This is a genomic window from Gemmatimonadaceae bacterium (assembly GCA_020852815.1).
In the GTDB taxonomy this organism is placed as follows: Bacteria; Gemmatimonadota; Gemmatimonadetes; order Gemmatimonadales; family Gemmatimonadaceae; genus SCN-70-22.
This window is the reverse complement of record JADZAN010000003.1, coordinates 142,822-162,607: the sequence shown is the minus strand read 5'-3', so window position 1 is coordinate 162,607 and position 19,786 is coordinate 142,822. Positions and strand designations below refer to the sequence as shown.

Annotated in this window: 18 protein-coding genes and 1 other annotated feature; of the genes, 4 read left to right on the top strand and 14 right to left on the bottom strand. The window is 67.8% G+C overall.

The features are described 5' to 3' along the window. Positions 1-254: 254 nt before the first annotated feature. The 3 genes from IT359_03680 to IT359_03670 all read left to right on the top strand — a co-directional run bounded on the left by IT359_03680 (position 255) and on the right by IT359_03670 (position 3,450). The gene (locus tag IT359_03680) at positions 255-1,238 is read left to right on the top strand and encodes an IS110 family transposase (GenBank protein ID MCC6928073.1); all 984 of its coding nucleotides are present in this window, start codon (positions 255-257) and stop codon (positions 1,236-1,238) included. A gap of 126 nt (positions 1,239-1,364) precedes the next feature. Continuing rightward, positions 1,365-2,590 (top strand): IS3 family transposase gene (locus IT359_03675; protein MCC6928072.1). Its coding sequence is split into 2 segments (ribosomal slippage): positions 1,365-1,647 and positions 1,647-2,590, totalling 1,227 coding nucleotides; the frame shifts between segments, so codons are not numbered across the junction. Next, positions 1,643-1,759, top strand: a sequence feature (AL1L pseudoknot). It overlaps the preceding gene by 117 nt. Positions 2,591-2,850: 260 nt before the next feature. Further along, positions 2,851-3,450, top strand: coding sequence for a hypothetical protein (locus IT359_03670; protein ID MCC6928071.1), 600 nt, complete (start codon positions 2,851-2,853; stop codon positions 3,448-3,450). A 374-nt stretch (positions 3,451-3,824) separates the two neighbouring features. On the opposite strand, the gene IT359_03665 is transcribed toward IT359_03670, so the two are convergent. The 8 genes from IT359_03665 to IT359_03630 are packed head-to-tail and all read right to left on the bottom strand — an operon-like array spanning position 3,825 to position 9,665. After that, positions 3,825-4,166, bottom strand: coding sequence for a hypothetical protein (locus IT359_03665; GenBank protein MCC6928070.1), 342 nt, complete (start codon positions 4,164-4,166; stop codon positions 3,825-3,827). A gap of 29 nt (positions 4,167-4,195) precedes the next feature. Further along, positions 4,196-5,230, bottom strand: coding sequence for a zinc-dependent alcohol dehydrogenase family protein (locus IT359_03660; protein MCC6928069.1), 1,035 nt, complete (start codon positions 5,228-5,230; stop codon positions 4,196-4,198). After that, positions 5,227-5,640 carry a cupin domain-containing protein gene (locus IT359_03655; GenBank protein ID MCC6928068.1) on the bottom strand — a complete coding sequence of 138 codons (414 nt, stop codon included), beginning with the start codon at positions 5,638-5,640 and terminating at the stop codon, positions 5,227-5,229. Before IT359_03655 ends, IT359_03660 begins: the two co-directional genes overlap by 4 nt. Next, the gene (locus IT359_03650; GenBank protein MCC6928067.1) at positions 5,637-6,488 is read right to left on the bottom strand and encodes an SDR family oxidoreductase; all 852 of its coding nucleotides are present in this window, start codon (positions 6,486-6,488) and stop codon (positions 5,637-5,639) included. Before IT359_03650 ends, IT359_03655 begins: the two co-directional genes overlap by 4 nt. After that, the gene (locus tag IT359_03645; GenBank protein ID MCC6928066.1) at positions 6,485-7,027 is read right to left on the bottom strand and encodes a GNAT family N-acetyltransferase; all 543 of its coding nucleotides are present in this window, start codon (positions 7,025-7,027) and stop codon (positions 6,485-6,487) included. Before IT359_03645 ends, IT359_03650 begins: the two co-directional genes overlap by 4 nt. Next, positions 7,024-8,025: an aldo/keto reductase gene (locus IT359_03640; GenBank protein ID MCC6928065.1), complete on the bottom strand. Its 1,002-nt coding sequence runs from the start codon at positions 8,023-8,025 to the stop codon at positions 7,024-7,026. The genes IT359_03645 and IT359_03640 overlap by 4 nt, the downstream gene beginning before the upstream one ends. Before the next feature lie 51 nt (positions 8,026-8,076). Beyond that, on the bottom strand, positions 8,077-8,664 hold the full coding sequence (locus tag IT359_03635) for an NAD(P)H-binding protein (protein ID MCC6928064.1): 588 nt from the start codon (positions 8,662-8,664) through the stop codon (positions 8,077-8,079). A gap of 11 nt (positions 8,665-8,675) precedes the next feature. Then, a complete protein-coding gene (locus tag IT359_03630) occupies positions 8,676-9,665 on the bottom strand; it encodes an aldo/keto reductase (protein MCC6928063.1) in 990 nt (329 codons plus the stop codon). Positions 9,666-9,778: 113 nt separating this feature from the next. On the opposite strand from IT359_03630, the gene IT359_03625 reads away from it, so the two are divergent. Next, the gene (locus tag IT359_03625; GenBank protein MCC6928062.1) at positions 9,779-10,750 is read left to right on the top strand and encodes a LysR family transcriptional regulator; all 972 of its coding nucleotides are present in this window, start codon (positions 9,779-9,781) and stop codon (positions 10,748-10,750) included. A gap of 30 nt (positions 10,751-10,780) precedes the next feature. On the opposite strand, the gene IT359_03620 is transcribed toward IT359_03625, so the two are convergent. From IT359_03620 to IT359_03595, 6 genes are all read right to left on the bottom strand, one after another. Continuing rightward, the gene (locus IT359_03620) at positions 10,781-13,015 is read right to left on the bottom strand and encodes a xanthine dehydrogenase family protein molybdopterin-binding subunit (protein MCC6928061.1); all 2,235 of its coding nucleotides are present in this window, start codon (positions 13,013-13,015) and stop codon (positions 10,781-10,783) included. A gap of 7 nt (positions 13,016-13,022) precedes the next feature. After that, positions 13,023-13,505, bottom strand: coding sequence for a (2Fe-2S)-binding protein (locus IT359_03615; protein ID MCC6928060.1), 483 nt, complete (start codon positions 13,503-13,505; stop codon positions 13,023-13,025). A gap of 910 nt (positions 13,506-14,415) precedes the next feature. After that, on the bottom strand, positions 14,416-15,609 hold the full coding sequence (locus tag IT359_03610; GenBank protein MCC6928059.1) for a type II secretion system F family protein: 1,194 nt from the start codon (positions 15,607-15,609) through the stop codon (positions 14,416-14,418). 59 nt (positions 15,610-15,668) lie between these two features. Next, positions 15,669-16,817 (bottom strand): type IV pilus twitching motility protein PilT, encoded by a 1,149-nt coding sequence (locus IT359_03605; GenBank protein ID MCC6928058.1) that lies wholly within the window; start codon positions 16,815-16,817, stop codon positions 15,669-15,671. Positions 16,818-17,087: 270 nt separating this feature from the next. After that, complete coding sequence (gene tadA, locus IT359_03600) at positions 17,088-18,965, bottom strand: Flp pilus assembly complex ATPase component TadA (GenBank protein ID MCC6928057.1); 1,878 nt, start codon at positions 18,963-18,965, stop codon at positions 17,088-17,090. Position 18,966: 1 nt separating this feature from the next. Next, complete coding sequence (locus IT359_03595) at positions 18,967-19,689, bottom strand: helix-hairpin-helix domain-containing protein (protein ID MCC6928056.1); 723 nt, start codon at positions 19,687-19,689, stop codon at positions 18,967-18,969. Positions 19,690-19,786 lie beyond the last annotated feature (97 nt).

Here is a 19,786-nt window from a genome sequence, read left to right as displayed (position 1 = left end):
GTCCTTGTATGTCTCCATTGAAGGTTGGTAAACCAGGTGTAGGCTCAAGGCGGCGGCAGCTCGTCCGTGGTGTGTCGGGGCCGGGCGGTGGGCCGAGCCCGTCACGGAGTGGGAGCGCCGTCGCCGCGATCGCCGAGAGCCCGAACAGCTACCGGAGCCCCCCGGTCCAACGCCGTGGGGAGCTCGGATCTCGCAAGGCGGGGCGTGCGCGATCGGCGGCACCGACCTTGGACCCGGAAGGAGGCCGACACGCGATGGACGCGACAGACGGACCGGCGCCGCTTGTGCACGCGGTGCACGCGGTGGAAGCGGTGGGGATCGATGTGAGTGCGGCCACGCTGGACGTGGCGGTGTATGCGGGGCGGGGCTGGCAGGTCGAGAATGCGGCCCGGGGGATCGCCGCGCTCGTGGTGGCGCTGGAGGCATTGCACCCGGCGGTGATCGTGCTTGAGGCGACGGGCGTGTACCACCAGGCGGTCACGAGCGCGTTGGCGGCGGCCGGGTTGCCGGTGGTCGTCGTGAATCCCCGCCAGGTGCGCGATTTCGCGCGCAGCACGGGGCAATTGGCGAAGACCGACCGGCTCGATGCGGCGGTGCTCGCGCAGTTTGGCGCGGTGGTGCGCCCGCCGCCGCGCCCGCTCCCGGACGACGCCTTGCTGGAGCTGCGGGCGCTGCTCGAGCGGCGGCGCCAGCTGGTGGAAATGCTCACGGCCGAGAAGAACCGCCTCGCGGTGGCGCGGCGGAGCGTGCGCCCGAGTCTGCAGCGCGTGATGCGGGCCCTGGAGCGCGCACTGGCCGAGGCGGATGACGAGGTGGGGCAGTGGCTCCGCCGCAGCCCGGTGTGGCAGGCGCAGGACGCGTTGCTGCGGAGCGTGCCGGGGGTGGGGCCCCAAACGGCCCGCTGCCTCATCGCGCAGCTGCCGGAGCTCGGGCGCCTGTCCCGGCGCGAGATTGCCGCGCTCGTGGGGGTCGCCCCGCTGGCGCGCGACTCCGGGCGCCTGCGCGGGCGACGCACCTGCTGGGGGGGCCGCGCGCCCGTGCGGGCAGCCCTGTACATGGCGGTCATCAGCGGAATTCGCTGCAATCCGGTGCTCCGCGCGTGTTATCAACGCCTGCGCGCCGCCGGCAAACCCGCGCAGCTGGCGCTCACCGCCTGCATCCGGCGCCTGCTCACGATCCTCAACGCGATGCTCAAGACGCAGCAGCGGTGGCAGCCCGGACTGGCCACCACCGCTTGACTTTCAACACAGCTACTCCGTGTTGAAAGCACTTGGAACCGCAAGAATCGCAACGACCGCCAGCTACTCCGCGGTGGTGAACCACCCCGGGTTTACCGGAGACTCCAATCCCTGTGAGGTTGGAGTATGGGCAGACCAACGAAGTTTTCCCCCGAGGTCAAGGACCGGGCCGTCCGCGTGGTGCGTGAGCACCAGCGCGAGTACGGGAGCCAGTACCAGGCGATCTGCTCGGTCGCGGAGAAGATCGGCTGTCATCCGGAAACGCTCCGCGGGTGGGTGCGGCGGAGCGAAGTGGATGACGGCGTACGCCCCGGCGTCACGACGGAGGAGCAATCGCGGGTCGCCGCGTTGGAGCGCGAGGTCAAGGAGCTCCGGCGGGCGAACGAGATCCTCAAGAAGGCGGCGGCGTATTTCGCCCAGGCGGAGCTCGACCGCCGCGGGACGTGATGTACCGGTTCATCGAGGAGCATCGCGAACCGTACGGTGTCGAGCCGATCTGCGCAGTGCGGGAGATCGCGCCGTCCAGTTACTACGAGGCGCGGGCCCACGCGCGGGACCCGTCGCGTCGCGCCCCGCGCGTGCAACGGGAGGCCGTGGTGCGCCGCGCGATTCGGCGCGTCTGGGACGACAGTCAGGGCCTCTACGGCGTGCGGAAGGTGTGGCACCAACTGCGGCGTGAGGGGACGTCGGTCGCACGGTGTACCGTCGAGCGCTTGATGCATGCCGAGGGGCTCGCGGGCGTCGTGCGCGGCCGGCGCGTGTACACGACGGTGCCTGACGAGACGGCGCCGCGGCCCGCGGATCTCGTCCAGCGGCGCTTCAGCGCGACGCGCCCGAACGAACTGTGGGTCGCCGACTTCACGTACGTTGCGACGTGGGGCGGGATGGTGTACGTCGCCTTCGTCATCGATGTGTTCTCACGCTACATCGTCGGCTGGCGCGCCTCGGCCACCATGCGCACGGATCTCGCGCTCGACGCCGTGGAGCAAGCGGTGTACGCCCGGCAGCCGGCGGCGCCGCTGATTCACCACTCGGACCGCGGGTCGCAATACCTCGCGATTCGCTACACCGAGCGGCTCGCGGCGGCCGGCATCGAAGCGTCCGTCGGCAGTCGCGGGGACGCGTACGACAACGCCCTGGCGGAGAGCGTGATCGGTCTGTTGAAGACGGAGGTCATTCGCCGGCGCGGACCGTGGCGTTCCCTCGAGGACGTCGAGTTCGCGACCCTCTCGTGGGTCCACTGGTTCAACACGACACGGCTCCTCGAACCACTCGGCTACCTTCCCCCAGCCGAGTTCGAGGTCCAGCATTACGACACGATCACCCTTGGTGCCAAGCAAGCCGTGGCCTGAGGACCCAACGAACCGAGTCTCCTGTAAACCCGGGGCGGTTCAAACAGCGGGGGAGGTGGCGAATGGACAGGGGAGCACGAACGACTCGCTATCGTCCGAGTACCTGTAGGCGCGGGGAACCTCTGCAAGTGATCTGCGTGGCGCTGACGGTCCTGCTCGTCAGCGCTGGCTGCCAAGACACCACATCGGGCGCCCCCGCACGGCACGAAGCAACGGCGAGCGTCTCCACACCGGATGCGGAGGGCCTAGGAGGAGCGCGCGTGATGAACGGCGAAGCATCCGTCGTCGCACTGCTCGAACAGGTACGCGTTGCTGCTGGCGGTCGCGCCGTCGAGCTCGGTATTCGCGCACGCATACCGACGCGTGAGATCACGGTGACGTTTCGCGAGGATGGCCAAGCGGAGCGCGTCTTGCTACTCCCCTCAATGGCAGCGGGCCAGCGCCGGACGTTGCGCCTCGACCTTGAAACGCGCGTCGATGGCAATTTCGCGCTGGGGGTGATGGTCGATGCATCGCGAGGTGCGCCTTCTGTGTATGCTGGGCGACCGGTGGTGCCGACTCACGGATCGACATGGTACCTCGTGTGGCGCGCAGGTCGCGTGGTGCAGGTGATGAACCAGCTCCCGGTGCGCAGGCCGGATGGCTCCATCGATCCGGAGATGATGCCAGGCGCGCAGTCGCATGGCACGATCTCGGTGCAAATCTGCGACGACGCAGATCCGTCGTGTAGCCCGCCGCCGCCCCCTCCGAACCCTGGTACGGTCGTGTATGGAACAATCACGTACCGTCCGCCGGGGCTGAAGCCAGAGCCTCTCTACAAGGCGACCGTACGATTGATGGGATCGGACATGCGTCGGTAAGCTCCCCCGTCGGATCGACAACGTTGCGCGGCCCCGGTCAGCGTGGCTGGACTCGCCAGACCTCGGAAGCCCCTCAAAGATCAAGAGCACCGGCCGATCTGGCCGGTGCTCTTGACGTATCTCACGTAGATCCTAGGGGTTACCCTGCTCCCGAATCCACGTTGCACCATACGCTCTGCAAAAACGACTTCGCAGATTGCCGAACTCATTTCGCAATCACCTGTGTACGCTCCGACGCTCTATCGACAATCTCCGGCGATGTATCGACAATCGGTCCGAGCAGCCTGCGCGCGCACAGGGCTCTCCATCTCAGACAGGGGAAGGCAGTGCCCCGACACTCGAGTCCTCGCTCTCGCCGCGCGCAGCAGACCAAGTCACCGCCGAGCGTTCTTCCCTCGTGCCCCGCGCAGGACCACACCAGCGTAGACCAGCGCTCCCACTCCCAAGAGGCCGAGCGTCTCCCGTAGACCGAGGTACGTCGGCCAGGGTGCGGAGAGCACCGCGGAGAGGACCGGTGCGAGGGTGAAGTGCACGACGTTCGGTGTCCCGAACGCGGAGATTCCGCCCTCGCGGTCTCCCTCGTTTGCTGGTTGAGTCCCGGCGGCCAGTAGGCTCTGCACGACGAACATGAGCCCTGTCAGCGTCGCGGCTGCGGCTCCGGTCGTGAGGTAGAAGTTGCCCCACCCGGCGAGGGCGGCGTGCAGCGTCCCGTCCATGTCGTCCCACCTCGCGGCGACGTGCGCCGTCAGAACGTGATCATCACCTTGATCGCCTCGCGCTCATCCATCGCGCGGTAACCGTCGGGCACCCCCTCGAGGTCCGTCACACGGTCGAAGACGCGGCCCGGCTGGATGCGGCCCTCGAGCACGTCCGGCAGCAGCGCTTCGATGTAGGCGCGCACCGGCGCCGGCCCCCCGCTCACGGTCACGTTGTCGTAGAACGTCCGCGTCGTGTCGGGCACCGCGTCGTAGTGCGGGACGCCGACGCGTCCGACGGCGCCGCCGGGCCGTGCAATGCGCGTGGCCGTCTCCATCGCCGGCGCGCTGCCGACGCACTCGAGCACCGCGTGCGCACCAATCCCGCGTGTCAGCACGCGCACCCGCTCGACGGCTTCCTCACCGCGCTCGCTGACGACGTCGGTCGCGCCGAACTCGCGCGCGAGCGCGATCCGGTCGGCGTGCCGGCCCAACAGGATGATCTGCTCGGCGCCGAGCCGCTTGGCGGCGATGACGCCACAGAGTCCCACCGCGCCGTCGCCGACGACCGCGACCGACTTGCCGGGCGCCACGCGCGCGGCGAGCGCCGCGTGGTGCCCCGTGCCCATCACGTCGGAGAGCGTGAGCAGCGACGGCATCAGCGCGTCATCGGCGCCGACGGGCAGCTTGACCAGCGTGCCGTCTGCGAGCGGCACACGCACCGCCTCGCCTTGGCCACCGTCGTTGTCCTTGCCGCCCCACCACTGGCCGTGGAGACACGACGTGTGCACACCCTCGTGGCACAGTTCACACGTGCCGTCAGAGATGGCGAACGGCGCGACCACGACGTCACCGCACTGCACCGTGCGCACGTCGGCGCCCACATCCTCGACGACGCCGATGAACTCGTGGCCCATGCGGCGTCCAGTGTCCGTCCGCTCCATCTCCTTGTACGGCCACAGGTCGCTGCCGCAGATGCAGGCGCGCGTCACGCGCACCAGCGCATCGGTCGGCGTCCGAATCGCGGCATCGGGCACGGTCTCGATCCGGACGTCGCCCGGGCCGTACATCACGGTGGCTCTCACTTCGCTGCTCCTCCAGGTTGGCCGTACTGCTCGTCGCTCACGTGCTCCATCCACTCGACCGCCTTGCCGTCGAGCGCCTCCTGCACGGCGATGTGTTGCATCGCCGTCTCGGGCGCCGCGCCGTGCCAGTGCTTCTCACCCGCCTCGAACCACACGACGTCGCCCGGTCGGATCTCCTCGACGGGCCCGCCCTCGCGCTGCACCAGCCCCCGGCCGAAGGTCACGATGAGCACCTGGCCAAGCGGGTGAGTGTGCCACGCCGTGCGCGCCCCGGGCTCGAACGTGACCGCGTTGCCCGCGGCCCGCGCGCCGCCCTCGGCGGCGAACAATGGGTCGATGCGGACTGTGCCCGTAAACCAGTCCGCGGGGCCCTTCGCCGACCGCTGCGCGCCACTCCGCGTGATCTTCATGCGTTGTCCTCCGCGGGAGTACGCACCTCGCTGACGTCGCCGTACCAGTAGGACGCCGTCACGCCGCCGTCCATCAGGAAGTCGCTCCCGGTGATGAAGCCGCCGTCAGGGCCCATGAGCAGCGCGCCCACGGCGCCCACCTCGTCCGGGGTCCCGGCCCGCCTCGCCACCGATCCCTCGATCATCCGCCGGTAGCCGGCGCCCCGGGGCCCGGTCAGCTCGTCCTTCGCGAGCGGCGTCATGACGATGCCCGGGCTGATCGTGTTGATGCGCGCACCGCGTTGTCCCCAGCGCACGGCCTCCGACATCACGCGCAGCGAGTTGCCGCGCTTCGCGAGCTGGTACGCATGGAGCGAGTCCTTGACCCGGTCGGGCTGCAGGAAGTCGAGGCCCAACAGCCCTTCCGTGGGCGTCGTCGCGAGCGCGCGGTTCTGCTCCACCGAGAGTGGCGGCAGGCGGTGCCCGGACTGCGACGAGATGACGACGCCCGATGCGCCGCGGGCGATGACGCCGCCGAACTCCTCGAGCACGAGGGCCGTGCCGTACAGGTCGACCCGGAGCACCGTCGCCGGCGGCGCCTGCGACGGGGAGACGCCCGCGGCGTGGATGAGGCCCGTGACGTCCCCGAGGCCGGCGGCCCGCGCAGCGAGCGCGTGCACGTCGTCACGCGACGACACGTCGACCGTCGCCGTGCTCACGTCGTAGCCGGCGTTCCCCATCACCTCGGCGGCCGCCTTCGCATTGTCCTCGCGCAGGTCGGCGAGCACGACGTGCTTGCCCACACCGACCCGGCGCGCGATGGCCTGGCCGATCTGGCCCGCCCCGATTACCACGATCACGTTCGTCATCGCCCCTCCTCGTGTGAAGGATCGCCGCCCAGCTCCCGAGTCATCTCGATCATCGTGGGCCGGAAGCCTGAGCGCGCGAAGAGTCGCTGCGCGCGCTCGTTGCGCGCCGCGGTCGACAGTACGACTTGCGGGGCGCCGCGCGCCGCGAGCGCCACGACCGCCGCTTCGAGCAGCAGGCACCCGACGCCGCGGCCCCGGGCCTCCGGGTCGACAATCACGTCTTGCAGGACGCCGGCGGGGCCGCGGAGGGCCATGTAATCGTGGCCCTCGACGGTCGCGTAGGCGTAGCCGATCACGTCCCCGTGGTCCTCCGCGACCAGCACCACGGCGTTCGCGTCGCGCATCTGGCGGAGCAAGAACCCCGCGTAGTCGAGCGGCAGCCGTTCGCGCGTCGGCAGGAAGCGCCGCTCATCGTACGCGTGGTGCTCCTCGACGAGCAGCGCGCCGAGCCGTCCGAGGCGCGGCAGGTCCGCGCCCGTCGCGTCCCGCACAAGCGGGCGGTCCACCGACGCGTCCAACGCGTCCACGCGCGCGCTCATCGTCCGACGCGCGCCTGCATGGCCGCCGGGTAGCGGTCGCCCTGCACCGGGATGCGCTCCGCGGCGGCGGTGAGGTCCCGCGGGTCGTCGGCGGACAGCACGACGTCGACGGCGCCCAGGTTCTCCTCGAGTCGATGCAACTTCGTCGTCCCGGGGATCGGCACGATCCAGGGCTTCCGCGAGAGGAGCCAGGCGAGCGCGATCTGCGCCGGCGTCGCGTGCTTGTCGGCCGCAACGTGCGTGATCAGGTCCACCATCGTCTGGTTCGCCTTCCGGTTCTCCTCCGTGAAGCGCGGGAACGTCGTGCCCCGCAGGTCGCCCTGCTGGAACGTCGTGGTCTGGTCGATCTTGCCCGTGAGAAATCCCTTGCCCAGCGGGGAGAACGGCACGAAGCCGATGCCCAGCTCCTCGCACGTCGCGAGCACGCCGTTGGTCTCGGGCTCCCGCCACCAGAGCGAATACTCGCTCTGCAGCGCGGTGACGGGCTGCACGGCATGGGCGCGGCGGATGGACTGCTCCCCGGCCTCGGAGAGCCCGAAGTGCTTGACCTTCCCCTCGGCGATCAGCTCTCGCACCGTGCCCGCGACGTCTTCCATCGGAACGTCCGGGTCCACGCGGTGCTGGTAGAGGAGGTCGATGGTCTCGACGCGCAGGCGGCGAAGCGACCCCTCGACCGCCGCTCGGATGTGGTCCGGGCGGCTGTTCACTCCCCCGTGGTTCACGCCCGTCGCCGCGTCGATGTCGAAGCCGAACTTGGTCGCGATGACCACGCGGTCGCGGACGGGCGCGAGTGCTTCGCCGACGACCTCCTCGTTCACGAACGGGCCGTACACCTCGGCGGTGTCGATGAACGTCACGCCGCGCTCGACCGCCGCGCGGATGATCGCGACCGCCTGCGTGCGGTCGGTCGCGGGGCCGTAGCCGTAGCTCAGGCCCATCGCGCCGTAGCCGAGGGCGGAGACTTCGAGACCGCTGGTGCCGAGTGAGCGCTTCTGCATGACTGCCTCGTGTTGAAGATCCCGGGATGTCCCGGATGAACGTTCGTGATGTCAAACCGGCGTGTTCACGCCCAGGCTCTCGCGGATCACCAGCCCCGGAGTCGTCGCGAGCCTAACGACGAGCGTCGCGAGGCTCATGCGCGAGATGTCGTGCCCGCGGAACGGTTCGCCCTTCCGTGTCGTCTCGTAGGTGACGTCGTCATCGTCGGTGAACCAGCCCGGCCGCAGGATCGTCCAGTCGAGGTCCGACGCCTCGATCACGGCGGCCGAGTCGCGGTACGGGTCGAGCACTCGGCGGTACCGCTCGCCCGGCACCTCGCCGTAGATCCCCATGGAGCTGATCCACACGAGGCGCCGTACCCCGGCGGCGTGCATCGCGTCCACGACGCTCCGCGCCATCGCCACGAGGTCGCCGGCGAGGTTGGCGTAGACGACGTCCTGCCCCGCCATTGCGTCGGTGAGCGTCGCGGCGTCGAGCACGTCACCCTCGATGATCCGCACGCGGGCGGCGTCGACCGGTCCCAGTCGACGCGCCGTGCGCGCGTACAGGGTCAGTTCCACGTCGGTCTCGTTCAGAAACAGCTTCGTCGCCACGCGGGCGATGCTGCCGGTCGCGCCCAGAATGAGCACCTTCGTCATCGTAGTCGCCCTCACCGGTTCGAGAACTGGAGCACAGCCTCGGGGAGCCGAGCGCCCTGCACGGGGATCCCGGCGAGAGCTGCGTCGATCTCACCCAGGTCGTCCGGCGAGAGTGCGACGTCGGCGGCGCCGAGGTTCTCCTCCAGGCGGTGCAGCTTCGTCGTGCCGGGGATCGGCACGATCCACGGGCGTTGCGCCAGGAGCCACGCCAGCGCGATCTGCGCCGGCGTCGCGCCCTTGGCCGCGCCGATGCGGCGAAGCAGCTCGACGAGCGCGTGATTCGCCGCACGCGCTTCGGGCGTGAAGCGCGGGGAGGCGTTTCGGAAGTCGGTTGCGTCGAACGTGGTCGTCGCGTCGATCTTCCCCGTCAGGAAGCCCGCGCCGAGGGGGCCCGACGGAACGAAGCCGATGCCTAATGCACCGCACGTTTCGAGCACGCCATTCGTCTCGGGCTCCCGTGTCCAGAGCGAGTACTGACTCTGCACCGCGGTGACCGGCTGGACCGCGTGGGCGCGCCGAATGGTCCCGGCCCCTGCTTCGGAGAGGCCAAAGTGCTTGACCTTGCCCTCGGCAATCAGGTCCCGGACGGTACCCGCCACCTCTTCGATGGGCACGGCAGGGTCGACGCGGTGCTGGTAGAGCAGATCGATGACGTCCGTGCGCAGCCGCTGCAGCGACGAGTGGACGACGTCGCGAATGTGCGTCGGGCGACTGTCAACACCGATGGTGGCGCCGGTGTCGGGGTCCAGCTTGAAGCCGAACTTTGTCGCGATCACTACCTGATCGCGGACAGGCGCGAGCGCCTCGCCCACCAAGGACTCGTTCGTAAACGGTCCGTAGGCCTCGGCGGTGTCGAAGAAGGTGACGCCGCGCTCGACTGCCGCCCGCAGGACGCGAATGCCCTGCTGCACGTCCGCGGCTGGACCGAGTCCGAAGCTGAGTCCCATCGCGCCCATTCCGAGCGCCGATACGTCGAGTGTGCCAAGCGTGCGATGCCGCATGAGTTCTCCTGACCGGGTCGCGCCGGAACCGCCCGACGTGCCCTCAATCAAGGGAATACATGCGCATCGATCTACTTGACGATGCTGACCGGCCTGTGTAGTTCATCTAACCAATGAGTGACGAACTGGAGGGACTGGCCACCTTCGTCGCGGTCGCGGAGACACGCGGCTTCCGCGCGGCTGCGGACCGACTCGGCGTGACCGGTTCCGCGGTGAGCCAAGCCATTCGTCGCCTCGAGGAGCGCGTGGGCGTCGCGCTGGTGCATCGGACTACGCGCAGTGTGCGGCTGACGGAAGCCGGGGAACGGCTCTACGCGGGAGCGAGCCGTGCCCTGGCGGAAGTGCGAAGCGCGGTTGCCGCCGTCGGGGACATGAGCGTCGAATCTCGCGGAACGATTCGTCTGCACGTTGCCGGAGCGGCGCAGACGTTTCTCAGCGGACCACTGCTCGCCGACTTCATGGCCGCGCACCCGCACGTCGCCCTCGACCTGTTCATCAGCGACGAGCCTGTCGACATCGTCGACGAGGGGTACGACGCCGGCGTGCGGCTCGGGGAGGTGATCGACCGGGATATGGTCGCGGTCCCGGTCTCTGGGGACCTGCGATTGGTGGTGGTCGGTTCGCCTGCCTACTTCGCCCGGCACGCGAAGCCTACGCATCCACGCGACCTCGTACAGCACACGTGCATCAACTGGCACCCGACAGCAAAGTCCCCGGCGTATCGCTGGGAGTTCACGGAGAACGGCCGCGACTTCGCAGTCGACGTCCGGGCGCGCGTGCTCACGAACGACCCGGCACTCAATGTTCGCCTCGCGACCGCCGGTATCGGCCTTACGCTTGTCGACGAGACGCGCCTGAGAGATGCGGTGGCGAGTGGCGAGCTGGAGACGGTCCTCGACGAATTCTCCACGCCCTTCCCCGGCTTCTACCTGTATTATCCGGAGAGGCGGCGCGCCTCGACGGCGCTCCGCGCGCTGATCGAGCACCTCCGGGGCGCGCAGCGCCCCGCGTTAGGCGCGCCCGCGCCCACGAAGCGCCTCCGAGTGCGGCCGAGTGGGAATCCACGTGGCCGCGAGAAGCGGTGACGACTCCTTGCCCGTCACCGCTCCGACGGCTCATGCCCAGCGGAATCCGCTCTTCGAGAGGGGGAGCGAGCGCACGCGCTCTCCGCAGGCGGCGAAGATCGCGTTACACAGCGCTGGGATGACCGGCGGAAGCGACGGCTCCCCCAACCCGCTCAGCGGCGCATGGGACTGCTCGAACCGCACGTCGACCGGCACCGCCTGCCGAAGACGGAGGATCGGGTAGTCGTTGAAGTTGGACTGCACAACGCGGCCGCGCTCGATTGTGATCTCCTGTCCCATGGCACTCCCCAGGCCCTCCAGCACCGAGCCTTGCACCTGGCCGGTAGCACCGCTGCGACTGATGATAGGGCCGCCGACGTCACCCGCCGCCCACACCTGGTGCACACGCACCCGGCGATTGTCGTCTACACTTGCCTCGACTACCTCGGCAAAGTAGCCGCGATGACTGTAGTGAAAGGCGAGCCCCATCCCTCTCCCGGGCGCCTTCGCGCGGTTGCGCCATCCAGACATTTCCGCCACGAGTGTGAGGACGCCGCGCACTCGACCAGCATCGAACGCGGGATCCGTGAGGGCCCGCCCGTCCGACAGCAGGTCGAGCCGGAACTGGAGGGGATCCCTGCCTGCGGCGTGCGCGAGCTCGTCGAGGAATGACTGCATCACGAACGACATCGCGTTCCCCTGCGGTGCTCGGAGAGGGCCCGTCGGGACGCCTAACGGCATCATCGACATCCCTGCCGCGAAGTGGTCGACGAACCGCGCGGGAAACTCGGCCCCCGACATCCCGGCGTCGAACGCCGTCTTGTCGCCGTCGCCGAAGGTCACGAAGTGGTTTCGCCACGCGAGGAGCCGTCCCGCCTCATCCAGACCGCCCCTCAGGAAGTGGAAGCCGCCGGGTCGATAGAAGCCGTGCTGGACGTCGTCCTCGCGCGACCACGTGAGCTTGACGGGCATCCCGGCCTCTCGCGCGATCCACGCGGCTTCGACGACGAAGTCGTGCATGAAACGACGGCCGAACGCGCCACCCATGCGCATCAGATGGATCGTGATCGCGTCCGGAGACATTCCCAAAGTCTTGGACACCGCGTCGCGTGCTCCTGCGGGGTGCTGCGTCGGAGCCCACAGCTCCAGCTTTCCGTCGACGAAGCGCGCCGTGCATCCCATCGGCTCCATGGTGGCGTGGTACAGGAAGGGATAGGCGTAGCTCGCGCTAACTACCTTCGCGGCGCTCCTGAGCGCCGCGTCGACGTCACCATCTGCACGGAGCTGGGTAGTCCATGGATGCGGCGACAGGGCATTCGCGCGTTGCTCCCATACAGCGCTGCTCTGGGTCGCCGTCGGTCCCTCGTTCCACTCGACGCGGAGTTTCTGCCGCGCCGAGTTCGCCGCCCACCAGGTGTCGGCGACGATGGCGACCCCACCAGCGAGCCCGTTCCCCAGCATTCCGTTCCACTCCCGCCCGCCGTCCACGACGAAGGCCGTCCGCACGCCAGGAAGTGCGCGGATCTCCGTGAGATTCGCACCGGCGACCGTACCACCGAAGACCGGGCACTTCACGAACACGGCATGAGCCATCCCCGGGACCTTCACATCGATGGCGAACAGGGGCTTGCCTCTCACGATGGCGTCGGCGTCGACGTTCGGGACGGACGTCCCGACGAGCCGGAATTGGGAGGCCGGTTTGAGCGGAACCGACTTCAGATCGGGAGCCGCAAGCGTGGCGGCCGTCGCGGCGAGTTCGCCATAGCCGAGCGACCGCTTCGTCGCCGCATGATGCACACGCCCGGACTCCGCCCGACACTCCTCCGCGGCGACACCCCATCGCTGGGCGGCCGCCGCTACCAGCATCACGCGTCCGGCCGCTCCAATGCGCCGCATCTCTTCCCAGTTCGACATTGTCCCGGAGCTTCCGCCCAGGAACTGGAAGCCGTACGTGGCCTGATCGCCGTCGGCCTGCTCGACGACGACGTCCTTCCAATCGATCTCGAGTTCTTCGGCGATAAGCATCGGAAGCGTCGTCTTGATTCCCTGTCCCGCTTCCGGGTTCTTCGACACGAGTGTCACCCGACCGCTGACATCGATGCGGATGTACGCACTCGGCGCGAAGAGCCCGGTTTCGGCGCCGGCGTCTGGCTCGCCCGTCCGCATTCTCATGCCAGACGGGGGGCCGGACGGCGCCGGCCAGGCATAGAGCCCGAGCATCACACCGCCCCCGGCGACGGCGCTGGCACGCAGAAAGGCGCGACGATTGAGCGGCCGCTGTTCCATGGGCGCCTCAGCGAGTGGGGATGATCGAACGCGGCGCGCTATCCGTTGCGGCGAGCTTCACCGCCTCACGGATGCGTAGGTAAGTGGCGCACCGGCACAGATTACCCGAGAGCGCGGCATCGATTTGAGCATCCGTCGGCTTCGTCGTGCGAGCGAGGAGGGCCGCGGCGGCCATGATCTGGCCAGGTTGACAGTAGCCGCACTGTGCGACGTCGAGCGCCTTCCACGCACGCTGCAGCGGGTGCGACCCGTCGGGGGAGAGTCCCTCGATGGTCTTCACCTCTGCGCCTTCGGCTTCGGCGATCTGCGCCGTGCACGAGCGGACGGCAGAGCCGTTCACATGGACCGTACAGGCTCCGCAGAGCGCTCGCCCGCACCCGAACTTGGTGCCCGGGAGGTCGAGGACATCGCGCAGAACCCAGAGGAGCGGCATCTCCCCAGGGACATCGACCGAGACGGGCGTCCCGTTGATCGTGAGTGATACAGACATGGACAGCAGCTCCGTTCGCGGGTGTGGCGTGCACGCACTTGCCACGCTACAGCCCGCGGGAGAATGCGATCTACGGCTGTCGGCTTCGCAGGGTGTAAAGTCCTGCTACTCAATCGCTCCTGGGTGCACGATGCTCGCATCAGAATGACGGCGGGCGCGCAGCGTCGAACTGGATGCCGGGGCGTGCGGAACGGCATCGATGGCCATATGGACGGCCGATGCCACGCACGGAGACGGTTGGTGTGGCCTCGGCTACTCAGGGTGCAGACAACTCTTCCCTGACCTGGGAATCCTGGAAGTCGGCCCACGCGGCCTCCTTCTCCACGAACAGAGCTTGGTAGACACGGCGTTCGCGGAACCACTCGGCCCGGCGCTGCGGCGAACGAGCAAAGATCCAGCGGTGCGCGCGCTCCGCGATAGACCATTGAATCAAGTAGGTGTGCCCCACCGAAGCCGTCTGCTCGCATGGCTGAGGATATCCGACTCGGCAGTAGACGAGGTGCTTGGCCAACGGCGCCAAGAAAATGTCCGTTTCCCTCGTCTCATGTTCACGAAATGCCACTGCATTGCAGTGATGACCCATTCACAATGGGTATGGCTGATTGAGGCCAGATCGGTCACGTGGCCGCACACCTCGGAGACGTAGAGCGCGCGGAACCTCGAGGAGGCGCCGCGCGCTCTTGCTCACTGTACGCTACGACTTCACAAGCAGTCAGCCGTCAAGCTCATCATCAGAACGCCATGTCTCAGAATCAATCAGGTGTTGCGTCGCAACTTCACCCCTGCCTTAGGCGCATCAACTATTGGACGACAGTCGACGAAACGTCAGAGATTGTCGATAGATCGTCGGAGCTCCTGTCGATAGAGCGTCGGAGCGTACACAATCTCGACTCCGCCCCGCCCCCCTCCCCTACTGCACCGCGTTGATCATGTCGAAGATCGGCAGGTACATCGCCACCACCATCCCGCCAACCACCACGCCAAGGAAGACGATCATGATCGGCTCCAGCAGCGCCAGCAACCCGCTCACCGCCGCATCCACTTCCTCATCGTAGAAGTCGGCGATCTTGCTCAGCATCTCGTCCAGGCCACCGGTCTGCTCGCCGACGGCGATCATGGAGATGACCATGGGCGGGAAGACGGCCGACTTCTGCAGCGGCGACGCAATGGTGTCGCCGCCGGCGATGGAGGCGCGCGACTGCATGATGGCGTCCTGGATGACGCGGTTGCCCGCAGTCTTCGCCGTGATCTCGAGGCCGTCGAGGATGCTGACGCCCGACGAGATGAGCGTCCCCAGGGTGCGCGTGAAACGCGACACGGCCGACTTGCGCAGCACGTCGCCCAGCACGGGGAAGCGCAGCAGCATGCGGTCGATCGCCAGCTTCCCGTTGGGCGTGGCGTAGTACTGCTTGGTGAGGTAGCCGAGCCCGGCAATGGCGGCGGCCACCGCCCACCAATAGCTCTTGAGGAAGCGCGACATCCCGATGACGACGCGCGTGGGGAGCGGGAGCGGGAGCCCAACCGAGGCGAACATCTCCTCGAAGACCGGGATGACGAAGAGGAGGAGGACGGTCACGGCAATGCCGGCCACGCTCATGATGACGCCGGGATAGATCATGGCCCCCTTCACCTTGCGCACGAGGGCGTCGTTCTTTTCCATGAACGTCGCCAGGCGCATGAGGATGGTGTCGAGGATACCGCCCGCCTCGCCCGCGGCCACCATGTTCACGTACAGCTCGCTGAAGGCGTTGGGGTGCTTGCCTAACGCGTCGGCAACGGTGTGCCCGGATTCGACGTCGAAGACGACGTTGCGCGTCACGTCGGCCAGCGCCTTGTTCTCGGTCTGCTTGGCCAGGATGTCGAGCGCCTGCACCAGCGGGAGGCCGGCGTTGATCATGGTCGAGAACTGGCGCGTGAAGATGACGATGTCGCGCATCTTCACGGAGCCCTTGTTCTTCTTGGGCTTCGCGTCTTCGTCGACCTTGACGACGGAGAGCCTCTGCCGGCGCAGCTGCGCGACCACGTCCTCGCGCGATGGCGCCTCGATCGTGGCGGTCTTCAGCTCGCCGTTGGCGGCGCGTGCTGTGTAGGTGAAGGCAGGCATGACTCTCTGCTAGAAGACGAGGAGACGAGAGGACGAGGGAGACGACGTGCAACGCTCCGTTACCGTTTGCCGGCGCCGGCCAATCGGCCGTTCTTGCTGTCGGACGAGTCGTCGTCGAGCGGTGAACGGCCGATCATGCGCAGGAACTCGTTAGGATCGCTCGACGTGCGGAGGCACTCGTCCTCCGTCACTTCGCGCGCCACGTACAACTGGTACAACGCGTCGTTGAGCGTCTGCATCCCGAACTTCTTCCCGGACTGCATCAGCGAATAGATCTGGTGCACCTTGTCGTCGCGAATCAAGGCGCGGATGGCCGGGGTGATCACCAGAATCTCGGCGGCCATCACGCGACCACGACCGCGAGCGCGCGGCAAGAGCGTCTGCGTGACGATCCCCTCCAGCACGAAGGCGAGCTGCGCCCGCACCTGCGACTGCTGGTGACTGGGGAAGACGTCGATGATACGGTTGATGGCCTCGGCCGCCGAGTTGGTGTGCAGGGTGGCAAAGACGAGGTGCCCGGTCTCGGCGATGGTCAGCGCCGCCTGGATCGTCTCCAGGTCGCGCATTTCGCCGACGAGGATCACGTCGGGATCCTCGCGCAGGGCATACTTCAACGCATTGGCGAAGGTCTTGGTGTCGGTCCCGACCTCGCGCTGGTTGACGATGCACCCCTGGTGCCGGTGGATGAACTCGATGGGGTCTTCCACCGTGATGATGTGCCCTTTGCGCTCACGGTTGATCTTGTCGATCATCGCCGCGAGCGTCGTCGACTTTCCCGACCCCGTGGGGCCGGTGACGAGCACGAGCCCGCGCGGCTTGTCGGACATGCGCGCAATCACGGGCGGGAGCCCGAGGTCGGCAAAGGTCTTGATCGTGAACGGGATCTGGCGGATGACCATCGAGACGCAGCCGCGCTGCTTGAAGCAGTTGCCACGGAAGCGCGCGAGGTTCTGGATCCCGAACGAGAAATCGAGCTCATCCTCCATCTCGAAGCGCTTCTTCTGGTTCTCGGTGAGGACCGAGTAGGCCAGCTGCAGCGTGTCCTTGGGCGAGAGGACGTACTCGAAGTTCGAATTGACGATGTCGCCGTCGACGCGGAGCTTGGCACGCTCCCCCGCCGTGACGTGCAGGTCCGACGCCTCCCGCTCGATCATCTCCTCGAGGAGGGCGCGCAGGTTCACGTTGGGTGGTGAGGCGGGACGCGTCATGAGGCGATTGTGCGAGAAGACGAGAGGACGGGAAGACGAGAAGACGAGAAGCCGGAACGTTGGAAGTGCGTCGCGTGCCAACCGTAGGCCATGCTCTCCTCCCTTCCATCCCACGTGGAGCTACGTGAAAAAGACGTCTGCCCAAGCGGCAGCGTCACTATGTAACGCGCGGCACAGTCGATCATCGAAGGCACGATCCTCGTCGTCTCGCCCCCAGCCTTCGCCGGGGTAGGCTTCTCGTCCTCTGTGAAGGCGCGAGCGCACCGAGCGCTACGCCGCGGTCTCGCGAATGACTTGCTCCAGCGTCGTGATCCCCTTCAGTACCTTGAGCCATCCGTCCATGCGCAGGGTGAGCATCCCCTCCTCGATGGCGGAGTCGCGGATTTCCTGCGCGCCGACGTTCATGAGGATGAGCTTGCGCAGGTTTGGGGTCATGAACATGACCTCGTACAACCCCTGACGCCCGCGCAGCCCGGTCCCGTTGCACTCGTCGCAGCCACGCCCCTTGAAGAAGGGGATGTCGCCGATGCGCGTGTCGAGCGAGAGGTTGGCCAGGTGCGGCACCGCGTCGGGCATGGCGCGGGCCTTGGCGTGCTCCAGCGCCTCGGTAGTGAAGCGCAGCTCGCGGAATGTCGTGTCGGGCTTGACCTTCGCGCCGCCGAGTTCGACCTCGTCGGGCGTGTACTTCACGCGGCAGCGCGAGCAGATGCGGCGAACCAGGCGCTGGGCCAGCACGAGGTTGAGCGCCGACGCGACGTTGAACGGCTCCAGCCCCATGTCGAGAAGGCGGGTGACGGTCTCGGGCGCGGAGTTGGTGTGCAGCGTGGAGAGCACGAGGTGGCCGGTGAGCGCGGCCTTGATGGCGATGCCGCCGGTCTCCAGGTCTCGGATTTCGCCGACCATGATGATGTTCGGGTCCTGGCGCAGGAAGGCCTTCAGCGCCGCGGCAAACGTCATCCCGATTTCGGTGCGCACTTGCACCTGATTGATCCCGAACAGGTTGTACTCGACGGGATCCTCGGCGGTCATGATGTTGACGTCGATGTTGTTCACCTTTGACAAGGCGGAGTACAACGTCGTCGTCTTTCCTGAACCCGTGGGGCCGGTGACGAGCACCATGCCGTACGGATTGGAGACCGCCTCCATCAACTCGCGCTCGGCGCGCGGCTCGATGCCGAACTTCTCGAGGTCGAGCGTCAGGTTCCCCTTGTCGAGGATTCGGAGCACGACCTTCTCACCGAACAGCGTGGGGAGCGTCGACACGCGGTAGTCGATGACCTTGTTCCCCATCTTGAGCTTGATGCGCCCGTCCTGCGGCACGCGTCGCTCGGCGATGTTGAGCTGCGCCATGATCTTGAAGCGCGAGATCAGGGCGGCCTTGAGCTTCATGGGCGGCTTCATCACTTCCTGCAGCGCACCGTCGATACGGTAGCGCACGCGCAGCTCGTGCTCGAAGCACTCGAAGTGAATGTCGGACGCACCGCGCCGGACCGCGTCGGTGAGGACGGCGTTGATGAGCTTGACGACAGGAGCGTCGTCGACCTGCGCCGCGAGCGCCGCCGCCGAGACGTCTTCCTCGGTGTCCTCGACGACTTCGACATCGCTCGACTCCGCGAACTCGTCCAGCAGCGTGGACATGGCCGAGTCGCCGGCGTCGTACTGCTTCTCGATGACGCCGCGCAGCGTGACTTCACCCGCGAGGACGGGGAAGATGTCGTAGCGCGTGATGAACTTGAGGTCTTCGAGGATCCCGAGGTTCGTGGGATCGGCGATCGCCACCGTGAGGGTGCGCCCGTCGCGCTTGAGCGGGAGGACGAGGTGCTTGGTGGCGATGTCGGCGGGAACGAGCTTGATGATGCGGGTGTCGACCTCGAAGCGCGACAGGTCGACGGCCGGCATGCGCGAGACGCGAGCGAGGATCTTGACCAGATCCAGTTCCTCGATCGCGCCCGTCTTGATGAGGTTGTAGGTGACGCTGAGGTTATTCGACTTTCCCTCGCGCAACGCCTTGTCGAGCTGCTCGCGCGAGATGTAGTTCTCGCGAATGAGCAGGTCCTGGATACGTTCAGTGGACGGGGCGGGAGGCGCGGCCATGCGGTTCGTCAGGGGCAGGACGTTGGGCACCTCGGAGGGGCCAAGGCTCAGCATGTCAGGGACGCCCTGTTCTCCCAAACGTCACGTAGTCTTGGAGTTGGCGCGCCATGGCGGGTCCGATTCCCCGCACACGCTGCAGCCCCTCTATGGAGCCGAAGGGCCCGCGCGTGGAACGGTCGCTGACGATGCGCTGCGCGAGCGCGGGGCCAACTCGTGGCAGGCGTTCGAGTTCCGCCGCAGACGCCGACTCCACGTCAACGCTCAGGGGAGGCGAAGTCCGAGCGGGGGCGTCGACGAGCGTCGCCCGCCGGACATCTGAGGTCGAGGGCGAGCGGGCCCCTCCCGCGCGGACATTCGTCTGGCGCTCGCGGTCGGCGAGAAGCCTGGCCACCCCCTCAGGGGGGACGACGGAGAGGGGCGTTCGCTCCTGGCGCGGCGCACCTGGCGGGTCCTGCTCCGCCAGCGCCGCCCCGTAGCCGGTGCCGCCGGCTGGCGCGCGACGCTCGCGGGCTGCGCCAAGAGCGCGCCCGGAGGGAGCGTCGGTGGTGCCGGCGCGGGGGCGCTTGGTGGGACTCCCACGAGGCGCAGCGCCGCCCTTCTGGCGCTCTCGCCCCCGGTCGCCGGCCTGCTCCACCAGCGCCAGTTGCGAATCGAGCGCGGCGCTCGCCACCGCTGGGTCCTGCGCGCCGTGATCGCTATCGCGCAGCCATCGCCCTCCCACCCCGAGGACGATGACCAGCGTGACGAGCAGCGGCGCGCGATTGGACGTGGTTGCCATGGACCAAACGTGGCGAGCCCCACGCCGACCCGCGTTACCGAAACCACACGCACTGTACCGAAACGCTGCGCCACCCCGCCTGGCGCCGCCCCCGCCG